This window comes from Pseudomonas caspiana (genome assembly GCF_002158995.1).
GTDB classification, from domain to species: Bacteria; Pseudomonadota; Gammaproteobacteria; order Pseudomonadales; family Pseudomonadaceae; genus Aquipseudomonas; species Aquipseudomonas caspiana.
Map to the genome: position 1 here is coordinate 58,564 of NZ_LOHF01000027.1, position 24,868 is coordinate 83,431.

The window sequence follows — 24,868 nt, forward strand, 5'->3', positions numbered from 1 at the left end:
TACTGACCCTATCGCGAGCAAGCTCACTCCTGCATCTCCCGCGTCTGCTGCACCAAGTGCTTTGCCATGGACGGCGGGCCATCTCCTGCAGTAGCGGTATCTTAATTCAGCTCGTTGCATTTTCTAATCAAAGCTTCCCCGGTTTTGCGTGCTTTTGCAGGTAGCTCAATAACGTTTGCGCTTCTGGAGGGATATTGTGCTCATCAAAAGACACGCAGATCGCATTGGTGTCATCTTCAATGGTGATCTCGTACTGCTTATGGTCCCGAGTCTGTTCGGAAAGGAAGTTACCGGACTGGATAAATCCGCTGTCGCGCACCAGGCGCTTTACCTGGTCTGCTTCAGGTGGCTCCAGGTCAGCCGTATTCACTTCGCAGCTTTTAATCGCCCCGATAAATCCGCCGGATTGCACGTAACACACTCTCATGATGACGCTCCTCACTAGACTCAAACGGTGATACCGACCTTCTTCCAGGCAGCTTTGACGGCTTTTCTTGCAGCGCTGCCGTATTGCTTGCCGCTTGCCACTTGTACGCTGATTCTGGCGCAATCGATGAACTGGCTTGTGCTGTGTAGTTGCAGAAGCGTTTCGTACCAGATCCTGCCCGCTACGTCCCAGGCATTACCGCCCAGCGCTTTGGCGCTCAACACGAAAGCCCGATTGGCGATACCAGAATTGATGTGTACGCCACCGTTATCCTTGGGGCCGGTGTACAGGTCGGCCATGGTGGCGGGTTGAGGGTCGTCGCCCAGGTCCGGGTCGTTCACATAAGCCGTGCCGGGGTTTTCCATGTCGCGAATACCGCGGCGGGTCGGGGCCGGGACCAACAGCTCTTTGCCAATCACCCAGCTTGATTCAGCGGCGCTAGTGCCTTCTTTCCACTGGCGAACCAGAATCCCGAACACGTCGGCAAAGTGCTCGTTAAGCGCGCCGGATTGTCCTTGGTAGCTGAGGTTGCTGGTGAAAGACTGTACGCCATGGGTCAACTCATGGCCGATGACTTCCAGACTGCCGGTAAAACGTTCGAACACTTCACCGTCGCCATCACCATAGGCCATCTGCTGGCCATTCCAGAACGCGTTGTTCATAGGCACAAAGCCGCCCTGAAAATCCACTTCCGCGACGTGGACGCTGGAAATCAATGTCATGCCGTTGTCGTCCAGCGAATTGCGACCAAACAGTTGTTCGTAGAAGTCGTAGACATCGCCCGAGCCATTGAAGGCTTCATCCACAGCAGCGTCAGTGGTATCCGGCTGGCCTTCAGCGCGGGCCAGACTGCCGGGCAGGCTGTTGGTACCTTTGGCGTCGTACGTCAGCCGGTTTTTTTTGCCGTTGGGTGACTTGCTTGCCAGCAGGGTCGGCATCGCCTGTGCTGAAGTGCGAAATGCAACAAACGCCGAGCCGCTGGCCAGGTTGGTGATGGCCAATGCTCTGACCCGGGCGTGAGGCGATTGAGCGAGATGCTCAAGAATGTAAGGGGGAATGATGCAATGCAGCGGGTTTCGATGGCACATACGCGAATCTCCCTGGGCATTGTTGCTGAACCGTCAAGGTCTGGTTTCAGGCTGTACAGGTTTTAGGCAGCATAGCTGCCAATGACATTCCTACCATTCACCCGGATATCTTTTAACAACGTCTGGCGTGCGGAGCTGTCCAAACAGTTCACCCATTCACTGGACGATATCCAAATGAATAGGTCGCAGAGAACGTTTTCGGACATCTATCGTGAACAGGTGATAGAAATCCAGGTGATACGTGCGCCGGGCATCGGAGAACTGGTTGAGTTTGTGGCGCATGTAAAAGTGACAATGCCGGGCCGTACAGTTGTTCCAATCGTTAGAATTTGTAACTGGGGCTATCAGTCAGTCGATGAGGCGCGCCACGCGGGTGCGGCCGTTGGGCGTGATCTGGTCAATTGTTTAATGTCTGAGAGCGACGAAGTGTCGCCAGCCCGAATGGACCGCTGTCGATGACAGCAGTGCTAAACTTGCGCCCACTTTTGAAAGGAGCAAGCAGACGTGCGCAATTTGGCAATGATGATGGCGGTGCTGGCACTGGCTGGATGTGATGTCGACAAGTCGACTCCGCCAGCCCCCAAGGTGCAGGCGGCAACCGCTGTGCAGGCTCCGCAGGCTGCCCCGCAATGGGAAATTCAGATCAATGCCAATGAGGCACTCAGCGATATCAGTGCCTGGCTGCTTGAGCGTAGCTACCCGCCTTATCTGGTGACGATTGACGGTAAGCAGCAATTATTGATCGGGCCGTACACGAGCCAGGAGCAGGCAGAAAAGATTCGCACTGAACTGCTGGCCAAAATCGCAAAATCCCACCGTAAAGCAGCGCCGGTCGTCATTCAGCGGGCGCCTTGATAGCTGTTAGCCGGCCTTTGTCGAGAATGCAGCAAGACACTTGATCATCGCTGTGACACCCTCGGTTCACGCGCTTCGAATCATTCGAGGCGTGAACCGGGAAGCGCTGTTATGGACGAAATTCAAAGATTGGGCGAGTTACTCACCGCCAATCAACGCCATGAAGAACATAAACACCAGCAATTCCACACCGGCCTTGGGCAATGGCAGGCAAGCATTCTCAAACTCTACGAACAGATCGAAATCTGGCTCAAGCCATTAACGGCTAGTGGTCAGATTGCAGTGGAGTACGAGCCGCATCTTGCGCAGAGCAAGGGTTATCCGGACGAAAACTCTCCCTTTCGCACTCAACGTATGACGCTGACCATTGCGGGGCGGCAGGTTGCCTTGATTCCCGATGCGATGGGCCCTAAAGGATCGGTGTCGATTTCGGCGACAGGCCTTAGCCTGCATGCTCAGGAACAGGTGTCACTGAGTTGTGTCGACGCTACACAAGGTGTGCAGTGGATGGAGAAGAAGCGCATCGGCGTGAAAGAGTCCGAGGCGGTGCCATTTACGGCAGATCATTTTGCCAGGCAGTTACAAGCGTTGGTGCCGGGGAGTCCAGTCTAAAACCAGCGTCGCTGGCAAAGCTGCTCCCCCCCATGAATGCAATCTTGCGGGGGAGCGGTACTTGCCAGCGACAGGTTCAACACATTTCAAGGCTTGACCGTTAGTGGTCCAGGCTTAGTCGCGACGACCCAGCAACAAACCCACCACCAGACCAAAGCCTGCGGAAATGGCTACGGTCTGCCATGGGTGGCCACCGATATAGGTTTCAGTCGCTTCAACCACTGGCTTGGTACGCTCGCGTACGCTGGCTACGGATTCGGCCGCCTGTTTTAGCTTCAGGCTCAGTTGCGCGCGCAGGGTTTCGGCGTCTTCGCCGACCAGTGCGGCACTGTCCTTGAGCAGCTTGTCGGACTCTTCAATCAGGGCCTGCAGTTCGCTGAAAGCCTGGTCCTTGATCTGTTCTGCAGTGTTTTGAGCGGCAGTTTTACGAGCCATGATGTTTTCCTTTCGTTGATGATGGCAGTGAGCAATGGAGTCTTGCGGCTGACGAAAAGTTGCAGAAGTCTGTGCGACGCACGTCATTTTGCTTGTGGAATTTGCCGGAAATATACCCATACGGGTGTAAGATGCTTCCGGTTTTTAGTCACAGGTGACCGTTATGAGTTTCAATCTGGCCAATCGGCCGCTCCCGGAGCGTGCTGCGCTCGAAGACGAGAAATCCCGCCTCTTTGATCTATGGCAGAGCAATCTGGGCAAGGCCAAAGGCGACGCTGCCCGGTTATTCGGGGAACGCGCCAAGCGCAAGGGCAAATGGTCCGAATGGGTCCGCTCCGAGCTTGATGCCATGAGCCCGCCTGAGTACGCCAACATGGTCCGCAGTGAAGTCAATCGGCTCATGGCAGCCAACAAGTAAGCACGTCTTCTTATTCCCGTTTACTGCTGGGACTTACCAGCTCCCATCGACGGGCTGCGGCAGGTTCAATACTCCGCTGTCTTTGAAGCGCATGGTGCCGAATAACCCACCGGCCAGTTTGCCGCGCAGTGTGTACGGCAGGTTGTCGAGGCTCTGGGTTTGCGTCAGGCCAACGGCCTGGCGCAGGGCGGCGAAGGCTGAAACGCTGACCGGCACCACCAGCACCGTTTCGGAAAACCGTCCGATGGAACCTTGCTGATCACTTACGCCCGACGCCAACAGCTTGCCGTTTACATCCAGGTCCAGGGCAACGCCGTTGTACTCGATGGCGGTCTCGTTAGGGTTCTGCAGTCGCAACTTGACCGCCAATCGCACCTCCAGCCCCTGGCCTGGCAAAGGCTCAATACCGACGACGTTAATGTTCAGCGGATCGCGGTTGGGCAGCAGTGCACAGGCACTCAGGGTCAACAGCAACAAGCTGACCAACAACATACGAGTCGGGCGTAGGGGCATCGGTGTTTTCCTTGCATTCGTGACAGGACCTGCACTATCCGTGTCAGACCCCACGCATGCGCAGAGATTCGTTTTCAGCTGGCGCTGGCTTATGCTGCGGGACCTGCATGTCGACGAGTCGCAGATGCCCAACTACCAAAAAACAGCGCCACCGGTTGCAGCTTTGACTGCAAAGCACACCATCTCCGTCGAAATGGTGCGCGAAGCATTGCTGCAAAGCGGCCTGTCCGTGCGCAACCGACAAGTGCTTTTGACCCAGGCCGGCATTGCTCCTGATGTGCTCGCTGACTGCGATGCCCGAGTGTCGGTCAGCGCCTACGCGGCTTTGTGGCGGACGCTGGAGCAGGGCAGCGACGACTTGTTCTTTGGCATGGATCCACGCCCGCTGCGCCAGGGCAGCCTTGCGTTTCTTTGCCGTTCGGCCATCGCTCAACCGACCCTGACCGCGGGGCTTGAGTCAGCGCTGGATTTTCTCGGATTGATGCTCAAGCATTTCGATTCGAAGCTAATTCGTCAGCAAAGCGTGGCCGAGATCGTCATTGGTCAGGAGGGCGATCCGGTATCCCGGGCATTCGCAGACTTCACGTTCTGGATGATTGTGCACGGTGTCGCCTGCTGGCTGTGCGGGCGACGGGTGCCCATTCTGGGCATTGAACTGCGTTGCGCGCAGCCGGACTACATTGATGACTACAAAGTGATGTTCTCCGAAAACCTGCGTTTTCAGCGGCCGCGCTCAAGAATGATCTTTGCGGCGGATTGCCTTGATTTACCTATCCGGCGCAGCGTCGACGAACTTCAAGCATTTCTCGCAGCGCTCCCCGGCAATCTACTGGTCAAGTACCGTGACCCGCAGAGTCTGGCCAGCCGAGTCCGTCAGCACTTGCGCAGCCTTCCCGCCGAGCAATGGCCGACCAGTGCCGAGCTGGCTGCCAGCTTGTTCATGTCGAACTCGACCTTACGCCGTCGGTTGGCTGAAGAGGCGCAGAGCTATCAGGCACTCAAGGATTCGGTGCGCAAGGATCTGGCCATTGGCTGGTTGACCGACGAACAGCTGGATTTCGCCACTATTGCCAGTCGCCTGGGCTTCGCTGACGCCAGTTCATTCCAGAAAGCCTTTCGCAAATGGTCGGGGAGTAATCCTGGCCATTACCGGGACGTCGTTTTGGGCAGCACGAGTCAAAACCGGTCATCCACACTGAGCACTTTGGCCATTGCCTGAAGGGAAGTGCAGCGCGACTATTTCGGTAACAAAAACAAAATGCCGAATAGAGGTCACTCATGGATATTTGCGACAAAGTGTTCCTGGTCAGTGGTGGTGCATCCGGGCTGGGCGCCGCCACTGCACAGATGCTGGTCAATGCCGGGGCCAGGGTGGTGCTAGCCGACCTCAATGCCGAGGCCTTGGCCACTCAGGCGGACAAGATGGGCGCAAATGTTCGGGCCGTTGTCACCGATGTCAGCCAGGAGGCGTCCGCGCAGGCTGCCGTGCAAGCCTGTATCGAGGCATTCGGTGCACTGCATGGGCTGGTCAATTGCGCCGGTATTGTGGGTGCGCAGAAAATCCTTGGCAAAGAAGGCCCCCACGATCTATCCGGTTTTCGTCGGGTGATCGACGTCAACCTCATAGGCACTTTCAACCTCTTGCGACTAGCGAGTGAAGCCATGTCTCGCGATACCGCAGATGAGGTCGGCGAACGTGGCGTAATCATCAACACCGCCTCCGTAGCGGCTTACGACGGCCAGATCGGCCAGGCCGCTTACGCCGCCTCCAAAGGCGCAATAGTCAGCATGACCCTGCCCGCAGCCCGAGAGCTGGCGCGTTTCGGGATCCGTGTCATGACCATCGCCCCCGGTATTTTCGAAACACCGATGATGGCGGGCATGACACCTCAGGTGCGCGAGTCCCTGGCCGCAGGCGTGCCGTTCCCGCAACGGCTGGGTAAACCGGACGAGTACGCCGCGCTGGTCCGGCACATCATCGAAAATCCTATGCTCAATGGTGAAGTGATTCGTCTGGATGGTGCCTTGCGTATGGCGGCGCGATAGGCGACGCAGCTGTCTGTAGGGCTGTCGACGGCTGCGACTGCCCGTAATCCATACTTATCATTAATAAATCAATTGGTTAGGCGTCTTTTGAAAGGTAATTAATCATGACTTCAGAACGCTCATCATTGAACGACGACCCTATAGTGATCGTCAGTGCCATGCGCACGCCCATGGGCGGTTTTCAGGGCGAGTTGCAGAGCCTGACGGCGCCTCAGCTGGGTGCCGCAGCGATTCGCGCTGCCGTGGCCCGTGCAGGTATATCGCCCGAGGAGGTCGAACAGGTGTTGTTTGGTTGCGTGTTGCCCGCCGGGTTGGGCCAGGCCCCCGCGAGGCAAGCGGCATTGGGTGCAGGGCTGTCCAAATCGACGCTATGCACAACGCTGAACAAGATGTGTGGGTCAGGCATGCAAGCGGTGATGCTGGCCCATGACCAGTTGCTGGCCGGTACCGCCCGAGTGGTGGTGGCGGGCGGGATGGAAAGCATGTCCAACGCGCCGTATTTATTGGACCGGGCACGCAGCGGCTACCGCATGGGGCACGGCAGAGTGCTCGATCATATGTTTCTCGACGGCCTTGAGGATGCTTACGAGCCAGGTCGGCTGATGGGGACTTACGCCGAACAATGCGCACAGAGCCACGGTTTTACCCGGGAAATACAGGATGCATTTGCGCAGGCATCACTCAGCCGAGCACAGGATGCGATCAACAATGGCTGGTTCGCGGATGAAATAATCCCGCTGAACGTCACCGTGGGTAAGGAACGGCGGCTGGTCAGTCACGATGAGCAGCCGCCAAAGGCCCGGCCGGATAAGATCCCGACACTTAAACCTGCCTTTAGCGAGGGCGGAACTGTGACCGCGGCCAATTCCAGCTCCATTTCCGACGGGGCCGCCGCGTTGCTCTTGATGCGTCGTTCTGCAGCTGCACTGCACGGCCTCAAGCCCTTGGCAGTGATCCACGGCCATAGCGCTTTTGCTGATGAGCCGGGACTGTTTCCCGTGGCGCCCATCGGGGCGATCACCAACCTCATGCAGCGCACTGGATGGACGCTGGAGCAGGTTGACCTGTTCGAAATCAATGAGGCCTTCGCCGTCGTAACGCTGGCGGCCATGAGCCAACTGAATCTGCCGCATCACAAGGTCAATGTGCATGGCGGCGCCTGTGCCCTCGGGCATCCCATTGGCGCTTCGGGTGCCCGCATTCTTGTGACGTTGCTGGGTGCCTTGCGCCGACAAGGGCTGCGGCGAGGCGTTGCCGCCATTTGCATTGGTGGCGGCGAAGCAACCGCTATGGCATTGGAACTAGTCGATTAAAAGCAATAAGTCATGATTCAAAGTTAATGTAGATTCTAGAATAGATAATTGGATAAAGGGGCGAACAATCAATGAGTTACGAATGTATCCTGATAGAGATTCGAGGAAGGGTGGGGCTTGTTACGCTTAACCGTCCGCAGGCCTTGAATGCGCTCAACGCGCAATTGATCAGCGAGCTGAACCACGCTCTGGACGATCTGGACGCTAATCGTGATATCGGTTGTATTGTGCTGACCGGTTCCAGCAAAGCCTTTGCCGCAGGCGCAGATATCAAGGAAATGGCTGAACTGAAGTATCCGCAAATTTATCTGGACGACCTGTTTAGCGACAGTGATCGCGTTGCTTCCCGACGTACGCCAGTGATCGCTGCCGTTGCCGGATTTGCGTTGGGTGGCGGCTGCGAACTGGCTTTGATGTGCGACTTCATTCTGGCGGCGGATAATGCCCGGTTCGGCCAGCCTGAAATCAAGCTCGGTGTCTTGCCGGGTATGGGCGGCACCCAGCGTTTGACTCACGCGGTAGGCAAGGCCAAGGCCATGGAAATGTGCCTGACCGGCCGCTTGATTGACGCTCAGGAAGCCGAGCGCGCCGGGCTGGTGGCGCGCGTATTGCCGCTCGACGAGTTGCTGGGTGAGGCGTTGAAAGTCGCCGCGTCCATTGCGGAAAAATCGCTGCCCGTGGCGATGATGGTCAAAGAAAGCGTCAATCGGGCGTTCGAGGTCAGTCTCGCCGAAGGTATCCGCTTCGAACGCCGGGTGTTTCATGCTGCTTTCGCGACCGAAGACCAAAAAGAAGGCATGGCTGCCTTCATTGAGAAGCGCGAGCCCCGTTTCAAGGGGCGATAAATCCGTCAGCGATGCTGACGGAATGCTTGATGCAACCGTTTCGGCCAGTTCTGCTCAAACCAGGTCTGCAGCTTGATGCATTGCCCCGGGTGGACCAGGCAAAGGTCATCCGGGCTCTTGCGGTAAGCATCTGCCAGCTCACGTAACTGTTGAGGGCCGAGTCCGCAATAACCGTGTTTGTCGGTCTTGCCTTCGAACAGGAAATGCTCGGGTTGCAGCCTGGCGAGGAATTGCAGTCCCGCGTCGCGCATCCGCACGATGTACCACAAGCAATGGGCCAATGGCGCACCGCGCAGGCCTGGCTGTTCGGTCAGGCGCAAATCGGCATCAAGAAAAGTCAGCGCAGCATGTTGCCTGTGAGCGTCCATTGTCATAGAACGGTCTTTGGCGACCAGTAAAGGCGGTGCGCCCGTCATGCTGATGCGTGTGGCAGTCAGTCTGAATCTGGCATCTACCGTGGCGAGTTGCAGTTCCCGCCCGGCACTCAGGTGCAGGGTTTGCGGCAGGTCCAGATGAACCTGTTCAGCGCTCGGCAAGCTGTCCATAGATTGACTGGGCAAAGATGCGCCATGCTCGTCAGGCACGCCAAGAATAATCGGTCGCTGCGGGTCGCTCTCAAAGTGCCCCACACTTAACGTCGCGCCAATGCGCAGCGCCTTTAGCTGCGGCAAAGAAATACAAGCATGCGCGTACAACTCAGCGCTGGCCTCGGCAGAGTCGGGGTCGAAGCCAATGGGTAGCCGTCCGTCCAGTCGCTGATCTTTTGTCTGCTTGCACTGGCTCAGCAAGGTTGCGGTTTGAACACCGGCTGCAGGTTTACGATGCTTCAACGCTGGCCGGAAAGGCATCTCCCAAGGCAGCACGCGGAAGCTGTTGCTATAGCCATCGCGATGAGACTCTGCGTTGAAGTCCTTCAGCTCCGGTTCCGAGCGTGCCGCCAGGGACTTGATAACCTCGATAATCTGCGCAGCATCTTCTGTCGCGCGGCTTGGCAAGAGTTGAGGTTGACTGGCGAAATGAGTGACCTCAACCAACAGCCATTGGTCGTTGAACCGCGCTTCGGGATGGGCCTGTACCTGGATTATCTGACCTGGCGTCATCGGCAAGTCGGTGCTCAGGCCGAGGATTGTGCGCCGCTCGCAACGTTGACGCTCCAGGACGCGGGCGCCAATTTGCCGCTCATGGGCCTGGCGCTCGGTGGGCAGACGCGAAAGCACGCTGGCCTCGAGGCGCTGATTGCTCGCATCCCGCTCATTAACGCGGGCGAGTTTCGGGGTGGGCAGAGCCCGGTGATGGTGTGAGAAGACGTTATGGTCAGCGGTGACTGGCTGCAGCGCCCATTGTTCGGCAAGGTACGAGATGGCAGGAGCATGTACTGCTTGCAATACGGGAGGTTTGAATTGGGCCGCAGATGATCGATGAGGGAAGCAGGCAGGGTCGTCGGCGAAGATCAGCAGATGACAGAAATGCTGATGTTCAAAACGCAAATGAATGCCTTCCTCTTCACACAACCGTAAAAGCAGCTCCAGATCGGTCTCATCGTGCTGTACGCACACTTCTCGCGGCGGATAGATTCCCACCAGTTGCTCAAAGCGCCAAGTGGCCTTGTCAATGCGGTGCTCCTCAAGAAGCCGGGTAATGATGTGTGGCACGCTCAGTTCCCGGAACACCCTGCGCTGACGACGCTGTTCCAGATCAAGCAAAGCAGGGCCAAGCGTGACGCGGTACAGGCTCGTCTTGATCCCCGCATGCAACTGGACAGCGCTGCTTATCTTGCCGTGCACCCCTTGATCCGGGCCAAGTGCCAGATAGGCTGCTGTTTGCTCAAGCGCCTTCAATTGCAGATTCGGATCGGTACTGAGCACATCAATAACGAAACGATAGGGAGCATTCAAAGCTTCCCGCCCGCTGACGGTGATAACGGGAAGATTGGTCTTGTGATCGCCAATCGCCAGAGTGATCGGCATACGTTGGCCTTCGGACATCCACATCGCTCCCACCTTGATTTGAGGGGGCAGAGGGTACGAAATGCCACGGGCCATAGGCATCGCTTCAGCATTTTTCAGAAAGGGACTACAGGTTAAAGAGGAATGTCGCTAGTTGCTTTGCAGTGCACTAACCCCGGTGAGAGATGACCTCGATGTGCAATCGGGCGACAGCAGGGGTTTCATCTGGCGTCATCGGGTATAAAATGCGCGGCGTCGAGCATCGATCGCGACGTATCGGTTACCTCATTTTCAACGTTTTGCCGTGGTTTGCAGTCATTCCGTTTACCGGTACTGGCGCATCGGGCAAGACGCAATCGGATCAAGAGAGCAAGCATGGGCGCACAGTGGAAGGTCAAGCATAAAGAAGCAGCATCCAATGCCAAGGGACGTATCTTCGGCAAGCTGTCCAAGGAAATCATGATTGCAGCGCGCGCCGGAGCAGACCCGGACATGAATCCGCGCCTGCGATTGGTGGTAGAGCAGGCAAAGAAAGCCTCCATGCCGCGGGAAACCCTGGAACGCGCAATCAAGAAAGGTGCAGGCCTGCTGGGCGAAAACGTTACCTTCGAACGCCTTACCTACGAGGGCTTTGCGCCACATCGTGTGCCGGTGATCGTTGAGTGCCTGACCGACAATATCAACCGCACGGTCTCTGAAATCCGCGTGTTGTTCCGCAAGGGCCAGTTGGGCGCAGCAGGTTCGGTGTCCTGGGACTTCAACTATCAGGGCATGATCGAAGCGATGCCGATCAACCCGGATGCTGATCCTGACGAAGCGGCTATCGAGGCAGGCGCTCAGGATTGTGAGCCGGGCGAAGAGGGCGCAACCCTGTTTCTGACCGAGCCTACCGACATGGATGCAGTCTGCAAAAAGCTTCCGGAGTTCGGTTTTACCGTGCAGTCAGCTCAGTTGGGCTACCGCCCGAAAAGCACCGTTAATGGCCTCAACGATGAGCAAATGGCCGAAGTTGAAGCGTTCCTGGCTGCCATCGATAACAACGACGACGTGCAGAACGTTTATGTAGGTCTGGCGGGATAAGCAAACTCGCGTAAACGCTTTCTCTGTGGGGGCTCGTGATCCCCTGCAGAGCGAGCACTTATTGCAAGGCTTGACCCAGTCTCTGCTCTATCTCCTGCAACGTCGGTCGCTGACTGACCGTTGGCTGAACACAGCTAGTCTGCAGTGCCCACAAGGCATCCTCTACAGGCTCGGAACAGCGTTCCAGCAACTCACCCAGCAAAATCCCGAACGCCCGCGCTTCGATGCGTTGCAGGGCATGGCTCTGTGCCGGCGTGGAATAAAACGACGCCGCGCCGAAATCTCCCAGTAAGCAATCGCCGTCGTCGTGCCAGAGAATGTTATGGCCGTACAGGTCGCCGTGAGTCATACCGTTTCGATGCAGGTGCGCAGTGACTGACGCGATGCCGTTCGCCAGTCGCCATGTAGTGTCTCTGGTCAGATGCAAACCCGTTGGGTAAACGTCTCTGGAGCAGGAATCCAGACTCGGTGGACCTGCCAGATTAACGAAGTTCGGTTCAATCAGTTGCATGACCAATCCCGCGGATGATTGAGGATGATCGAATATCTGGCCTTCAACCTTGATGAGATTCTGGTGAGTCCCCGCAGCGATGCATGCGGCCATTTCGTTGAGCGGCGAGCCGTCGCTGGTCACAGTGCCTTTGTATAGTTTGACGGCGACAGTTCTGGCCGCCTGCTGTGGCGGTTGCCACACGGCTTGCTGGATCACCCCGGAAGCGCCTTCGCCCAGTTGCTGTTGAATACTCAGTTCTGCCCACGGGATTTGCCGGACAGGCTTTGACTCAAGCGCGGCGCAGAGCGGATTACCGGCAAAGGCCAGCCAAGCCAGCGAGGGGAGTTGCAGCAGCCAGTCCGGCAGTTCGGTCAGCTGGTTGGCCGCGATGCGCAGAAGCTCAAGCTGATGACACTGGGCAAGACTCGCGGGGAGGCTGGTCAGGCGATTACCGGCCAGCATCAATTTTTGCAGCGACCGGCACTCGCCCAGCGCTTGCGGCAATTGCTCTATCTGGTTATCGGTCAGGATCAGCCAGCGCAGCCGAGGCGGCAGTGCAGCAGCCGCGACGTGCGAGATCTGGTTAGCCTTGAACCCGACGATCTGCAAACTCTCACAACGACCTATCGCGGCAGGCAGCTCAGTAAAAGGGTTGTCGGAACAGAACAGCACCTTCAAGCGTGATAACCGATACAGGTCATCGGGCAAGCTGGTCAGAGCGTTACCACTTAGATTGAGGACTTCCAGCGAATCAGCCAGGTCGAAGATTTCCACTGGAAACTCGCTCAGCCCGCAAGACAGGTCCAAACGTTTGATACCGGCCAGTTTGCCACTGCGCAGGTCCGCGAGTGTATGCATGGATTAGCGAAGACCCGTAGTGTCAGCAGGGAGGCTGAGGCAACGCTCGACCCACACATGAACGCGCTCAAGGCTGGGGGGCGCTTCTGCGTACAAGATGCGATAGATCATGGGGGCAACCACCATATCGATGAGCTCATTGGCATCGGGGGCGGCCTCGCCACGGGCAAGAGCCCGGTCGATGATGATCTGCAACTGATCACGGGTGATGCCTGCACATTTGCCCGAACACGTCGCCGCACTGCTGGCCACGACATCGCGCATCATCTCCCGGCCTGGCGCGGAATTCATTTCATCGAGATACATCTCGGTCCACGTGCGCAGATCGTCACGCAGGTTGCCGCAATCAATGGGTTCGTCCGGGCGCAGGCGCTCCACGGCAGCATCAGCCAATAATGTGGTCAGGTCGCCCCAACGGCGATAGATCGTGGATGGTGTGACGCCCGCACGTGCTGCGATCATCGGGACGCTCAAGGCGGCACGATCGTGTTCGCCGAGCAAGTCACGAACCGCGCTGTGAATTGATTCTTGCACGCGGGCGCTGCGACCGCCGGTGCGTATTCCTTCTTTTATAGCCATGAGGCGGACCTTAACACAAAGTATTTGCTTTAAGCTGCGTCAGCTCGCACAATCCGGAAACGCTAAACCTTAGCTTTAATGATGTGCCTGATCGGAGAGTGTACCCATGTCCCGTCTATTGCAGAACCCTGACCGGGGAAACAGCGCCTTGGGGTTCCTGGCATTGACGACGCTGTGTTTTTTCGCAGCGTCCAGTGCGCCGACGCCGCTCTACCATTTGTATCAGCAGGGCTGGGGTTTTTCTGCAGCGATGCTGACGCTGATTTTTGCGGTGTATGCGTTTACGTTGCTGGTAGCGTTACTGATGGTTGGATCGCTGTCCGATTATCTGGGCAGACGTCCTGTGATCTTTGCGGCGTTGCTGTTGGAGAGTGTCTCCATGCTGCTGTTCATTTTTGCCGTTGATGTCGGTTGGTTACTGGCGGCAAGGATGATTCAAGGACTGGCAACCGGCATGGCGGGCAGTGTCTTGGGCGCGGCCTTGCTGGACAACGACGAAGCAAAGGGGCCTTTGATCAACAGTGTCGCTCCCATGTTCGGCATGGCCCTTGGCGCGCTGGGCACTGGACTTTTGGTAGAGCTTGCGCCGCTGCCGATGTTGCTGACGTACTGCCTGTTGCTGACAGCGTTTGTCGGGCAAGCGATCTATGTCTGGTTCATTCCGGAAACGGTCAGCACCCAGCCGGGCGCCTGGAGCTCTCTTAAGCCTTCTTTGCATGTCCCTGTTCAGGCCAGGCGCACGTTATGGCTGGTGTTGCCGGTGGATATCGCCGCCTGGTCTTTGGGCGGTTTCTTTCTGTCGCTTTCGCCGTCGCTGCTGGCCGCTGCCACGGGGACCACTTCTGCGATCAATGGCGGGCTGGCTGTCGCCACATTGACTATCAGCGGCGCGCTGGGGATTTTCACCTTAAGGTCGCGGCCTGCGGTGCAAGGGCTTTGGGTCGGTGCCAGTTGCTTGCCAGTCGGTGTTGCGGTGATTCTTACGGCGGTCAATGCCGGCTGGCTGTGGCTGTTCTTCGTCGGCTCGGTCATCGCGGGTGTTGGCTTCGGTTCGGGCTTTTTAGGCGCATTACGGTTGTTGCTGCCGTTGGCTCACGCCCATGAGCGCGCGGGTCTGATGTCCGCTTTCTATGTGCTCAGCTATCTGGCGTTCTGCATCCCGGCGTTGATTGCTGGTCTGAGCGCCCACAGCTTCGGGCTGATCGCGACGACCAATGCCTACGGTGGAGTGGTGATTGTGCTGGCGCTACTGGCGCTGTCCGGGTTAATCGTCAAGCATGTGGCGGGAAAGGCCGCGGTGAGCTCTGTTTGACGCTGATCAGGACCTGACACTGGTCGATCGCATAACCCGTTGGAGGGAGGTTTGCCTGCGAAGAACGATGGCGCAGTTTTATTGCCCCACCGCATTGACTGATTCGCGGGCAAGCCTCGCTCCAACGGCAATTTCCTTTCAATCCGAAGCTATTAGTCAGATAGCCCCGGGCAGCGCCTTGCGGGCCAGTTGCGCGGCCGGGTCTTTGGTCGGGGTGACCATGGCATAGTTGTATCCGGAACCAGACCAGTAGTCGGCCTGCAGATCACCGTCCAGTCGGGTTCCGCGCGGCAGCATGTGGTTCTTTGCTCCAGGCGGGCGGATATAGAAACTCAGGGTGCGGCCTTCCGGGTCCTTGTACACCACCAACGCCGCAGCGCCTTGCTCGGTGGTTGTCATGCGTCCGCTGACCGGTTTGAAGCCCGCAGCCTCAAGATTGGGCAGGCGGTTTGCCTGGGCGAAGTGACGGTCTAGCCAGCTCTGTGCGTCGCTGGTCTTTTCAGCGCTCCAGTCGCTGGCCATGTTGTCGTTCACGGCGAACATCCGGTAGGCCTGCAAGGCATCAGCCATGGGCGGCATGCTGCTGGCAAGGGTCAACTCTCGTGCTTGCCAGCCGCTGAACCCGCCAACACCTACGGCGAGCATTAACATGGCTGCCGTCGCCAGATGACGATATCGATTACGGCGCTGGCGCTGGCGGATAAACGCGGGGTCCAGTTCGGGGTTCGGCTCACGCTGCAAATCGCCGCTTAGCGCCGCACGCAAGCGTTTTGCGTCCTCTTGCCAGGCCTTGACTTGCAGCGCGACCTGCGGATGGGCCGCCAGCCAGGTTTCCAGGCGCAGGCGGTCGGCCTCGCTCAGTTGATGATCCACGTAAGCGTGCAGGTCGAGTTCGCTGGGGGGCAGGGTGATCATTTCAATATCCGCAGAGAAGGGGTCGTGATTTCGCCATCGCTGAACTGACGAAGGGCCTGACGAGCGCGGGACAAACGGGACATTACCGTGCCAATGGGCACGTCGAGAATCGTAGCGACTTCCTTGTAACTCAAGCCTTCCACTGAGATCCATAGCAGCAGGGCACGCTGCTCGGTGTTCAGGCGTTCAAAAGCACCAAGGGTTGATTGGGCAACCACGGTGCGCTCTACGCTAGGCTGGTAATCTTCCTCGCCGCCGCCGGTGAAAAGCTCCAGCATACGGCTGTAACGTCGCGAGCGCCGATGGGCGTCCAGAAATTGGCGATAGAGTATCGAGAACAACCAGGCGCGCAAATCGCCTTCCGGGCGCTTGCCTTTCCAGGCCGACAGGGCTTTCTCCAGGCTGGCCTGAACCAGGTCGTCAGCACTGCTGGCATTGCGGGTGAGCGACAGGGCAAACCGGCGCATTCGTGGAATCAGTTCCCTTAATGGTCCATCGAGTTCGTTCATGGGCTGCTTTCTCTGGTCAGCAACGGTGATCTTCGCAATCGTGAGATCAGCCAGACGATGCTCCCGGCGATATATTCCACCATTTATGCAATTTTTTCCGGCGGATGGAATAAACACTTCCAGGCTTCGTCCTACGGCCCATAAATCGTGATAGCCGATGACCTGGAGTTTCATATGACCGACCGTGATCCTTTACCTGAGAGGCAAAGACCTCCCTTGAGTCTCACCGCAACAGGCCTGCGCCTGGCCGGAATTGGCGTGGTGGTACTCGTTGCCGCCACCGCTTTTGCCTACGTCGGTGGTTACCTCGACCCACAGCGCCTGACCCCGGACAAGCTGGTCAATACGCTGGAGCACAACAACGGCACCTTCCCCGGATATCGCCGCAACCACCCCAAAGGAGTGTGCGTTGCAGGTTACTTCGACAGTAACGGCGCGGCAGCCGGGCTTTCCCGTGCTGAAGTTTTTTCCGCGACTCGCACGCCGGTGGAAGGCCGGTTTGCCTTGCCAACCGGTAATCCCTACTCGCCAGACAGTGCCGCCCCGATTCGCAGTCTGGCCGTGCGTTTCACCCAAAAAGATGGCCAGCAGTGGCGCACCGGGATGAACGCCATGCCGGTGTTCCCTGTGGGTACGCCACAGGCGTTCTATGAATTACTGCAAGCCACGGCACCGGACCCCAAAACCGGTAAGCCTGACCCGGCAAAACCACCTGCGTTCTTCGGCAGTCATCCGGAAACAGCGCCATTCCTGGCGTGGGTTAAAACCGCCAAGCCTTCGGCCAGCTACGCAACGGTCACTTACAACAGCGTCAACGCGTTCTATCTGATCAATGCCGAGGGTAAACGTCAGGCTGTGCGCTGGAACATGGTGCCTGTCGACGCGGCTGAATCAGCTGCGCCTGCGCCGGATACCAAGGACTACCTCGAACCAGATCTGGGCTCGCGTCTGGCTGCAGGACCGCTACGTTTCAATTTGATCCTGACCCTGGCCAATGCTGATGACCCGGTCAACGACGCCAGCAAACAGTGGCCTGCTGATCGTCGCACGGTGAACGCAGGCACTCTGGTACTGGAAAGCGAACAGCCGCAGTTGAGCGGCGCATGCCGCGACATCAACTACGACCCGTTGGTACTGCCATCCGGCATCAGTGGATCGGACGATCCGCTGTTGGCAGCGCGTTCGGCTGCTTACGCCACTTCTTACAAACGGCGTACCGCTGAAGTCGAGCAACTCCCCAAAACCGCGCCCGTCCCGGAGAAAAAATCATGACCGCTCCCAACAAGCACTTCTCCCTGATGGCGCGCCTGCTGCATTGGTCGATGGCGTTGATGATCATCGCCATGCTGTTTATCGGCGCGGGCATGGTGGCGTCGGTGTCGGCGCGTCATGAATGGTTGCTCAACCTGCACAAACCATTGGGTATCGCGATTCTGGTGCTGGTGATTCTGCGCATCATCGTGCGCCTGTCCAGCCAGACCCCGCCGTTGCCGGCTGACTTGCCGAGCTGGCAGGTGCTGGCGGCAAAACTGTCCCATTACGTGTTGTACGCTTTGATGCTGACAATGCCACTGATTGGCTGGGCGATGATTTCCGCCGCCGGAGATCCGGTGATGCTCGGCAGCTCGCTGCGTTTGCCGTCGATTGTCGCTGCTGACGCAGGAACCTTCGCGCTGTTACGTCAGGCCCATACATGGCTGGCATACACGCTGTTCCTGACCGTGCTGATGCACATCGCTGCGGCGCTGTTTCATGCGTGGGTACGGCGTGATGAGGTGTTGGGGAGCATGTTGCGGGGGCGAGGGTAACTGCGTCGCAACATTGCATTCATGTACCAGAGGCACCGATGTCTATGCCACCGTGCTGCCTCGCGGCATAAAGTGAAACCTGTAGGAGCGCACGAGCACCGCGAGGCCGCGATAGCGGTGTTCCAGAAAAATCGCCATCGCGGTGCTCGTGCGCTCCTACAGGGGGTTTTCAGCGTAGTACCGTTGCCATTTCAGACAGGGTGGTCAAGACATCCTTGGCCAGCTGCTTGGACCGCTTGCCGTCCCAACCGGTGGTCAGGTTCGGGGCGTCGTCGTTGTCCTTGAAAGGCATTTCCAGTGTCAGCGACAGGCATTTGTACTTCTCGCCGACGCTGTTGCATGCCAGGTTCATGTTGGCTTTGCCCGGCTGCGAACGCTGATAGCCGTAGCGGGTCTGGAAATCCTGGGTGATTTCACTCAAACGGCTGCGGAAATGCTCCTCCAGTTGCTGCTGTTTGGGCGTGTATCCCGGATTGCCTTCGCAGGCGGCGGTGAACACATAAGGGATCTCTTCGTCGCCATGCACGTCTAGGAACATGTCCACGCCGTACTTTTCCATCTGCTCCTTGACGAAGAACACCTCCGGGCTGGTTTCCTGAGTGGAGTCCTGCCATGCACGGTTGAGGTCTTTGCCATTGGCATTGGTGCGCAAGTGACCGTGAAAAGAACCGTCGGGATTCATGTGCGGTACGAGGTACAGATCGGCGACTTCCAGCAGGGCATTCAGCACCGGGTCATCCTGCTGTTGCAAGCGCTCGATCACGCCTTCCATGAACCATTCGGCCATATGCTCGCCGGGATGTTGCTGAGCAATGATCCAGATATTGCGCTTGCCCTCGGCTCCGTTGCCGCGACGTAGCAGGGGAATATCACGGCCTTCGACGCTCTTGCCAGTGGCGAGCAATTCGGTGCCGGCCTTTTCCAGCGCCTGCCCTATGAGCCAGTCATGGCGCTCGCGGCTGTAGGGTTCGAAATAGGCGAACCAGACATGCTCGCCAGTGGGCGTGAGGCTGAAATTCAGGGCGCTGCCGTCGAACGTGGAGGGCACGCGAAACCAGGTCTGGTGATCGTAGGAAGCCACGGCGTTGTAGCCGGTCCAGGCATTGTTGTAGCTGGATTGGCTGGCATTGGTCAGGCTGAACCGGTGGACCTGGCCCGTCTGCAGGCCGTCGACCTTGAAGTGAAACCACTGAAAGTGCGGGCTGCGGGTATCCGGGCGGATGGCCAGCTGAATCTGTGCAGGGTTGCTCGCGTCTATCACTTCGATATTGCCGCTATCGAAATCTGCGCTGATTTTGAGAGAGGTCACGGTCTGATCCTGTGTACGTTAGTGCCAGTTGTGGCGCTACTTTACACGGAACCGGCGCGGAGCAATGCGCGTCGCTGCGACGTGAAGGTGTGAGAATCGGTCACTCTTGATTCAAAAGTGACCGAACGATGCAAATGCCTCCGCCGTAACCAGCAAGCTGCACAGAAAAGCAGTCGCCAGGCACCAGAACAGATAGCTACGGCGTTTGCGGCGATGCCAGCCGCTTGCACCCATCAACGCAGCCGGGGCTTGCAGTTGTCGCCACAAACGCTCGGTGCCTTCGAACGCAGCAAGGTGCGCCAGGTCGGCGTCCAGCCAGTGACGGAATTCGATACGTTGGCTGGCGGTAGCCTGCGGACTTTGCAGATGCACATACCAGCGACTGGCTTGTTGGCACGCGGGCTCGGCAGCGATGGCCTCGTCCACAGCAATCTGCTGACGGCTGGTTTGCAGGACGCGCGCCATGGCTTGTTCGACGCAAGTAACATCAATGTCCAGCAGGCTGGCGATATCGGTGTACGACAGGCCGTCGAGTCGGCTGAGCAGAAAAACCTGCTGTGTACGTCGGGAAAGCTTCACCAGACCGCGCCGCAGGTTCTCACCGTGCTGGCTCAGCGGAACATCTGGCTGCCGGGCAGGTGCAGCGGGGAAGGACGAGAGTTGAATACTCATGATCGAATGCCTCGCTTGATGTTGATGAATACTTCTTTGCCAAGGTGCTGCTTTTTAAATGCTTTCTGTAGTAGCGCACGAGCGCCGCAAGGCTGCGATGGCGTGCTGTCTGATACACCGCCATCGCGGCATCGCGGCCTCGCGGTGCTCGTGCGCTCCTACAGGTCCAGTGCTTGCCGTCCCACATGACTGTATTTTGAGATCCATTCTCAAGTGATAAGCCGGCTCAATTACCGATTATCTTCTGCCGGGCGCCTTTGAAAGCGAAACTCTCAGGCCCGCTCCCTGATCTTTTTGCTATGATCCGCGCCATCGTAGAAACGACACCCTCTTCATTAGCCTGAAGAACGCAGCACCCGAACCTTGCATCACCAGTGACACCAAAAAAATAGAAACGAACCGCAAAACTAAAAAAAAGACCCGGAAAAAATCCGGGTCAAAAACCGTGATTAGCCTGATGAGGAGATAATCCAGAAGCCGACCTAAGACTTCTGAGTTATCCAACTGACCTTGCGGCCAGTTGCTTGCAATAATAATCATTATCATTTGCAAGTCAAACCTTTTTATCGTCCCCATAGAAAAATGATTCAGATCCCGCCTGACGCCCGTCAGTCCAGCGGCAGTTCTGTCGTGCGTTTCACTTCGCTCATGGCAATGTTCGAGTGGGCTTCCTGCACGTGAGGCTGCTGCAGCAGATGATCCCGCAGGAAGCGCTCATAACTGGCGATGTCCTGCGCCACCACCTTGAGCATGAAGTCCATATCGCCCGCCATCGTGTAGCACTCCAGCACCTCGGGGTAGCCGGTGATCGCTTCTTCGAATTCGGCGAGAAAGCGCCGACCGTGCCCCGATAATTTCACATCGACAAACACTGTCATGGTCAGGCCGAGTTTTTGCGGGTTGAGCAGGGCGACTTTGCGCTCGATATAGCCTTCTTCCTGAAGACGGTTGATGCGCCGCCAGCAAGGAGATTGCGACAGCTCCACGCGCTCGGCGATTTCGGCTGCCGAGAGATCGGCGTTGTGTTGCAGCAGGCGCAGGATCCGGCGGTCGATCGGGCTTAATTTGTTCTGCATGAATTGACCTCTTTTTTTATTTTTATAGAAACGAACATGCAGAAGTTCAGCAGATAAACGGCAAATTAGAAAGAAAAAGCCTCATTGCTACAGGCAGTATTTTGCTTGTGATCGCCTGGGTTGAACCTGCCCAGCGAATTAGCCGCCATAACACAGCTCATAAAAATAAAAGGAGCGCCTGAATGTCTTTGGCTGATATTCGTCTTGACGATAAGTACCGGCTCGCGACCGGCAATTTGTACCTGACCGGCACCCAGGCCCTGACACGCCTGCCGATGCTGCAAAAGCAGCGCGATGAGGCGCGGGGGTTGAACACTGCCGGTTTCATTTCCGGCTATCGCGGCTCACCTCTGGGCAACCTCGACAAGAGCCTGTGGGATGCCAAGGATTACCTGAAGCAGAACGCAATCCACTTCCAGCCGGGCGTCAACGAAGAGTTGGCAGCGACGGCGGTGTGGGGCAGCCAGCAGGTCAATCTGTTTCCCGAAGGCAAGTACGACGGTGTTTTTGCCTTGTGGTACGGCAAAGGCCCCGGTGTCGACCGCTGCGGCGACGTGTTCAAGCACGCCAACTCGGCGGGCGTAGCAGCCAATGGCGGTGTATTGGTGTTGGCAGGGGACGACCACGGCTGCAAGTCGTCGACCATTGCTCACCAGAGCGAACATGCGTTCATCGCATCGATGATTCCGGTGCTCAACCCGAGCAACGTTCAGGAAATTCTTGATTACGGGATCATCGGCTGGGAACTGTCGCGCTACAGCGGTTGCTGGGTGGCGATGAAAACCATCGCCGAAAACGTCGACTCATCCGCGGTGGTTGAAGTTGATCCGCTGCGCATTACTACCCAAATTCCGGAAGACTTCGAAATTCCTGAAGGTGGCCTGCACATTCGTTGGCCGGATCCGCCACTGGCTCAGGAAGCGCGGCTTAACACCTACAAAATCTATGCAGCTCGTGCCTTTGCCCGTGCCAATCAGCTCAACAAGGTCGTGATTGATTCGCCGCAGCCGAGGCTGGGCATCGTCACCACCGGTAAATCCTATCTGGACGTGCGCCAGGCGCTGGAGGAACTGGGCATCGATGAATCGCTGTGTGCCCAGGTCGGCATCCGGGTGCTCAAGGTCGGCATGAGTTGGCCGCTGGAGCCGGTATCGGTCCACGGCTTCGCCGAGGGTCTGGACGAGATTCTGGTCGTCGAAGAAAAGCGCAGCGTGATCGAGGATCAGCTTACTGGCCAGCTGTATAACTGGCCGGTAGATCGCCGTCCGGTGGTGGTTGGCGAGTTTGACGAAGAGGGCCGTTCACTGTTGCCGAACCTCAGTGAACTGACACCTGCGATGATCGCTCGGGTAATTGCCAAGCGTCTTGCGCCGTTTTACAGCAGCGCGAGAATCGACGCGCGTCTGCAGTTTCTGGCAGACAAAGAGAAAGCCCTGCAAGCGCCGTTGTTCAACACCCAGCGTACCCCGCATTTCTGCTCGGGTTGCCCGCACAATACCTCGACCCGTGTTCCGGAAGGCAGTCGCGCACTGGCCGGGATCGGCTGCCATTACATGACCATCTGGATGGATCGGGCCACCGAGACCTTTACGCAAATGGGCGGCGAGGGCGTGACCTGGATTGGTCAGGCACCGTTTACCAACACGCCCCATGTGTTCCAGAACCTCGGCGACGGGACCTATTTCCATTCCGGTCATCTGGCGCTGCGCGCGGCGGTAGCCTCTGGCGTCAACATCACTTACAAAATCCTCTACAACGACGCAGTTGCCATGACCGGCGGGCAGCCGATTGATGGCGTGCTGCGTGTCGATCAGTTAAGTCGTCAGGTATTCAACGAAGGTGTGCAGCGTATTGCGCTGGTGTCCGATGAGCCTGACAAATACCCGAGCCGTGAAGGGTTCGCACCGATCACCAGTTTTCACCACCGCCGTGATCTGGATAGCGTGCAGCGCGAGTTACGTGAGTTTCAGGGCGTTTCGGTGATTATCTATGAACAGACCTGCGCTACGGAAAAACGTCGGCGGCGCAAACGCGGCACTATGAAAGACCTGGAGAAACGTGCGTTGATCAACACCGCTGTCTGCGAAGGCTGTGGCGATTGCGGCGTCAAATCCGGCTGTCTTTCCGTACTGCCCAAAGAGACGGCCCAAGGCCGTAAACGCGAAATCGACCAGAACGCCTGTAACAAGGATTTCAGTTGCATCGAGGGCTTCTGCCCGAGCTTCGTCACCGTGCATGGCGGCAAACTGCGCAAACCAGCGTTACCTGCTCAGGTACAGAGTTTCGTGACTTTGCCTGAACCACACCCGCAGAGTCTGGATAAGCCGTTCAATATTTTGCTGTCCGGTGTGGGCGGTACAGGCGTAACGACTGTGGGTGCCATGCTGGGCTATGCGGCCAATATCGAAGGCAAGGGCTGCAGCGTGCTGGATCAGGCCGGTCTGGCGCAGAAGTTTGGTCCGGTGGTCAGTCACATCCGCATCGCTGCGCGTCAGCAGGATCTGTTTGCGGTGCGTATCCCGGCGGGCGAAGCCAATCTGCTGCTGGGCTGCGACTTGTTGGTGGCAGCAGGGCCGGATGCGATCGCCAAACTCAACTCGACCTTTTCTCATGCCGTGGTCAACAGCCAGCAAACGCCGACAGCGGAATTCACCCGTAACCCGGATGCAGTTTTCCCCGGTGAAGCGATGAAGCAGACGATCCGTGATGCGGTTGGCGCGGAAAAGACTCACTTCATCGAAGCGACGGATCTGGCGATTCGCTTGCTCGGCGATACCATTGCCAGCAACCTGTTCATGCTGGGTTATGCCTTCCAGTTGGGCTTCATCCCGCTCAGTTCGGCAGCGATCGAGAAAGCCATTGCACTTAATGGTGTAGCGGTAGAGCTCAATCAACAGGCGTTCCTGTGGGGACGGCGTGCCGCGCATGATCTGGGCGCGGTGCAAGCGATTGCTCATCCTCAGGAGCAAGTCGTTGAAACGCCACAACCTGATGATATGGCGCAACGCATCAAAGCCAATATTGCCGCGCTGACCGATTACCAGAACGCTGCTTACGCTGAACGCTATACGCGCCTGGTGGAAAACGTTCGGCAAACCGAGGCGCGCTTGTTTCCCGGCCAATCGTCGGTGCTGACTGAGGCAGTGGCGTTCAATCTGTTCAAGGTGTTGGCGTACAAGGACGAGTACGAAGTAGCGCGGCTTTACAGCAACGGTGATTTCACTCGACAGTTGCGGGCGCAATTTGAAGGTGATTACCGGCTGGAGTTTCATCTGGCGCCGTCCTGGCTGGCCAAGCGTGACAAGCAGACGGGAGAGCCTCGTAAACGCAGTTTCGGGCCTTGGATGCTCAAGGCGTTTGGTGGGCTGGCGAAACTGAGGTTCTTGCGGGGTACAGCTTTTGATCCATTCGGGCGTAGTCTGGAACGTCAGCAGGAGCGTGAGTTGATCGATGCTTACATCAGCGATGTTGAATTGATCCTGCTCAATCTCAATGCCATGAATCGTCACACTGCACTGGAGCTGGCGCGCTTGCCAGAGAAGATTCGCGGCTACGGTCACATCAAGGAACGCGCCATGAAAGCTGCGGCGCTGCATGCCGAGCGGGTACGGCATAGTCTGGTGACGGGTGAAGTAGCGGCGCCGAAGTTGTTTGAGGTGGTGGCTTGAGTCTTTTTTAGCCTTTGGCTACAGAGTGGATGTTACGGGCCAGCGCTGCTTGCTTTACTTGTGGGAGCAGGGATTGCCCGTGAGGCGGACT

The 24,868-nt window shown here is 57.6% G+C and carries 24 protein-coding genes; 12 read left to right on the forward strand and 12 right to left on the reverse strand.

The window, feature by feature from the left end; genetic code table 11:
• Positions 1-127 precede the first annotated feature (127 nt).
• Positions 128-427 (reverse strand): protealysin inhibitor emfourin, encoded by a 300-nt coding sequence (locus AUC60_RS23855; RefSeq protein WP_087273504.1) that lies wholly within the window; start codon positions 425-427, stop codon positions 128-130.
• 20 nt (positions 428-447) lie between these two features.
• The gene (locus AUC60_RS23860; RefSeq protein WP_087273506.1) at positions 448-1,515 is read right to left on the reverse strand and encodes a M4 family metallopeptidase; all 1,068 of its coding nucleotides are present in this window, start codon (positions 1,513-1,515) and stop codon (positions 448-450) included.
• Between the two features lie 504 nt (positions 1,516-2,019).
• Between AUC60_RS23860 and AUC60_RS23870 the strand changes: the two genes are divergently transcribed.
• Both AUC60_RS23870 and AUC60_RS23875 read left to right on the forward strand, forming a co-directional pair.
• Entirely contained in the window at positions 2,020-2,370 is a 351-nt protein-coding gene (locus tag AUC60_RS23870) for an SPOR domain-containing protein (RefSeq protein WP_087273509.1), read from the forward strand.
• A gap of 111 nt (positions 2,371-2,481) precedes the next feature.
• Entirely contained in the window at positions 2,482-2,982 is a 501-nt protein-coding gene (locus tag AUC60_RS23875; protein WP_087273511.1) for a hypothetical protein, read from the forward strand.
• Between the two features lie 114 nt (positions 2,983-3,096).
• On the opposite strand, the gene AUC60_RS23880 is transcribed toward AUC60_RS23875, so the two are convergent.
• Positions 3,097-3,417 carry an ElaB/YgaM/YqjD family protein gene (locus AUC60_RS23880; RefSeq protein ID WP_087273513.1) on the reverse strand — a complete coding sequence of 107 codons (321 nt, stop codon included), beginning with the start codon at positions 3,415-3,417 and terminating at the stop codon, positions 3,097-3,099.
• Between the two features lie 163 nt (positions 3,418-3,580).
• On the opposite strand from AUC60_RS23880, the gene AUC60_RS23885 reads away from it, so the two are divergent.
• Positions 3,581-3,835: a hypothetical protein gene (locus AUC60_RS23885; protein WP_087273515.1), complete on the forward strand. Its 255-nt coding sequence runs from the start codon at positions 3,581-3,583 to the stop codon at positions 3,833-3,835.
• 33 nt (positions 3,836-3,868) lie between these two features.
• On the opposite strand, the gene AUC60_RS23890 is transcribed toward AUC60_RS23885, so the two are convergent.
• Positions 3,869-4,348 carry an LEA/WHy family protein gene (locus AUC60_RS23890; RefSeq protein WP_087273517.1) on the reverse strand — a complete coding sequence of 160 codons (480 nt, stop codon included), beginning with the start codon at positions 4,346-4,348 and terminating at the stop codon, positions 3,869-3,871.
• A gap of 163 nt (positions 4,349-4,511) precedes the next feature.
• On the opposite strand from AUC60_RS23890, the gene AUC60_RS23895 reads away from it, so the two are divergent.
• From AUC60_RS23895 to AUC60_RS23910, 4 genes are all read left to right on the forward strand, one after another.
• On the forward strand, positions 4,512-5,567 hold the full coding sequence (locus AUC60_RS23895; RefSeq protein WP_087273555.1) for an AraC family transcriptional regulator: 1,056 nt from the start codon (positions 4,512-4,514) through the stop codon (positions 5,565-5,567).
• A 59-nt stretch (positions 5,568-5,626) separates the two neighbouring features.
• Positions 5,627-6,394, forward strand: a complete 768-nt coding sequence (locus tag AUC60_RS23900) for a 3-hydroxyacyl-CoA dehydrogenase (protein ID WP_087273519.1) — start codon at positions 5,627-5,629, stop codon at positions 6,392-6,394.
• 104 nt (positions 6,395-6,498) lie between these two features.
• Complete coding sequence (locus tag AUC60_RS23905) at positions 6,499-7,707, forward strand: acetyl-CoA C-acyltransferase (RefSeq protein ID WP_087273521.1); 1,209 nt, start codon at positions 6,499-6,501, stop codon at positions 7,705-7,707.
• 71 nt (positions 7,708-7,778) lie between these two features.
• Entirely contained in the window at positions 7,779-8,552 is a 774-nt protein-coding gene (locus AUC60_RS23910) for an enoyl-CoA hydratase (protein WP_087273523.1), read from the forward strand.
• 5 nt (positions 8,553-8,557) lie between these two features.
• Here the strand turns inward: AUC60_RS23910 and AUC60_RS23915 are convergent, their stop codons facing one another.
• A complete protein-coding gene (locus AUC60_RS23915) occupies positions 8,558-10,537 on the reverse strand; it encodes a type VI secretion system Vgr family protein (RefSeq protein ID WP_158099152.1) in 1,980 nt (659 codons plus the stop codon).
• A 336-nt stretch (positions 10,538-10,873) separates the two neighbouring features.
• Here AUC60_RS23915 and AUC60_RS23920 point away from each other — a divergent pair, with 336 nt between their 5' ends.
• Positions 10,874-11,578, forward strand: coding sequence for a YebC/PmpR family DNA-binding transcriptional regulator (locus AUC60_RS23920; RefSeq protein ID WP_087273526.1), 705 nt, complete (start codon positions 10,874-10,876; stop codon positions 11,576-11,578).
• A 58-nt stretch (positions 11,579-11,636) separates the two neighbouring features.
• Here AUC60_RS23920 and AUC60_RS23925 read toward each other — a convergent pair whose 3' ends face one another.
• Both AUC60_RS23925 and AUC60_RS23930 read right to left on the reverse strand, forming a co-directional pair.
• Positions 11,637-12,929: a leucine-rich repeat-containing protein kinase family protein gene (locus AUC60_RS23925; protein ID WP_087273527.1), complete on the reverse strand. Its 1,293-nt coding sequence runs from the start codon at positions 12,927-12,929 to the stop codon at positions 11,637-11,639.
• A gap of 3 nt (positions 12,930-12,932) precedes the next feature.
• Positions 12,933-13,508: a TetR/AcrR family transcriptional regulator gene (locus AUC60_RS23930; protein WP_087273529.1), complete on the reverse strand. Its 576-nt coding sequence runs from the start codon at positions 13,506-13,508 to the stop codon at positions 12,933-12,935.
• A gap of 106 nt (positions 13,509-13,614) precedes the next feature.
• Between AUC60_RS23930 and AUC60_RS23935 the strand changes: the two genes are divergently transcribed.
• Positions 13,615-14,820: an MFS transporter gene (locus tag AUC60_RS23935; protein WP_087273531.1), complete on the forward strand. Its 1,206-nt coding sequence runs from the start codon at positions 13,615-13,617 to the stop codon at positions 14,818-14,820.
• 156 nt (positions 14,821-14,976) lie between these two features.
• On the opposite strand, the gene AUC60_RS23940 is transcribed toward AUC60_RS23935, so the two are convergent.
• Both AUC60_RS23940 and AUC60_RS23945 read right to left on the reverse strand, forming a co-directional pair.
• Complete coding sequence (locus tag AUC60_RS23940; protein WP_087273533.1) at positions 14,977-15,735, reverse strand: anti-sigma factor family protein; 759 nt, start codon at positions 15,733-15,735, stop codon at positions 14,977-14,979.
• Entirely contained in the window at positions 15,732-16,244 is a 513-nt protein-coding gene (locus AUC60_RS23945; RefSeq protein ID WP_087273556.1) for a sigma-70 family RNA polymerase sigma factor, read from the reverse strand. Before AUC60_RS23945 ends, AUC60_RS23940 begins: the two co-directional genes overlap by 4 nt.
• A gap of 174 nt (positions 16,245-16,418) precedes the next feature.
• Here AUC60_RS23945 and AUC60_RS23950 point away from each other — a divergent pair, with 174 nt between their 5' ends.
• Complete coding sequence (locus AUC60_RS23950) at positions 16,419-17,516, forward strand: catalase family peroxidase (RefSeq protein WP_087273536.1); 1,098 nt, start codon at positions 16,419-16,421, stop codon at positions 17,514-17,516.
• On the forward strand, positions 17,513-18,052 hold the full coding sequence (locus AUC60_RS23955; RefSeq protein WP_087273538.1) for a cytochrome b: 540 nt from the start codon (positions 17,513-17,515) through the stop codon (positions 18,050-18,052). The genes AUC60_RS23950 and AUC60_RS23955 overlap by 4 nt, the downstream gene beginning before the upstream one ends.
• A 169-nt stretch (positions 18,053-18,221) precedes the next feature.
• Here AUC60_RS23955 and AUC60_RS23960 read toward each other — a convergent pair whose 3' ends face one another.
• The 3 genes from AUC60_RS23960 to AUC60_RS23975 form a co-directional block, all read right to left on the reverse strand.
• The gene (locus AUC60_RS23960; RefSeq protein WP_087273540.1) at positions 18,222-19,361 is read right to left on the reverse strand and encodes a M14 family metallopeptidase; all 1,140 of its coding nucleotides are present in this window, start codon (positions 19,359-19,361) and stop codon (positions 18,222-18,224) included.
• A gap of 111 nt (positions 19,362-19,472) precedes the next feature.
• Positions 19,473-20,033 (reverse strand): DUF4880 domain-containing protein, encoded by a 561-nt coding sequence (locus AUC60_RS23965; RefSeq protein WP_087273542.1) that lies wholly within the window; start codon positions 20,031-20,033, stop codon positions 19,473-19,475.
• 608 nt (positions 20,034-20,641) lie between these two features.
• Positions 20,642-21,109 (reverse strand): Lrp/AsnC family transcriptional regulator, encoded by a 468-nt coding sequence (locus AUC60_RS23975; RefSeq protein ID WP_087273546.1) that lies wholly within the window; start codon positions 21,107-21,109, stop codon positions 20,642-20,644.
• A gap of 182 nt (positions 21,110-21,291) precedes the next feature.
• Here AUC60_RS23975 and AUC60_RS23980 point away from each other — a divergent pair, with 182 nt between their 5' ends.
• On the forward strand, positions 21,292-24,777 hold the full coding sequence (locus AUC60_RS23980) for an indolepyruvate ferredoxin oxidoreductase family protein (RefSeq protein WP_087273548.1): 3,486 nt from the start codon (positions 21,292-21,294) through the stop codon (positions 24,775-24,777).
• Positions 24,778-24,868: the final 91 nt, after the last annotated feature.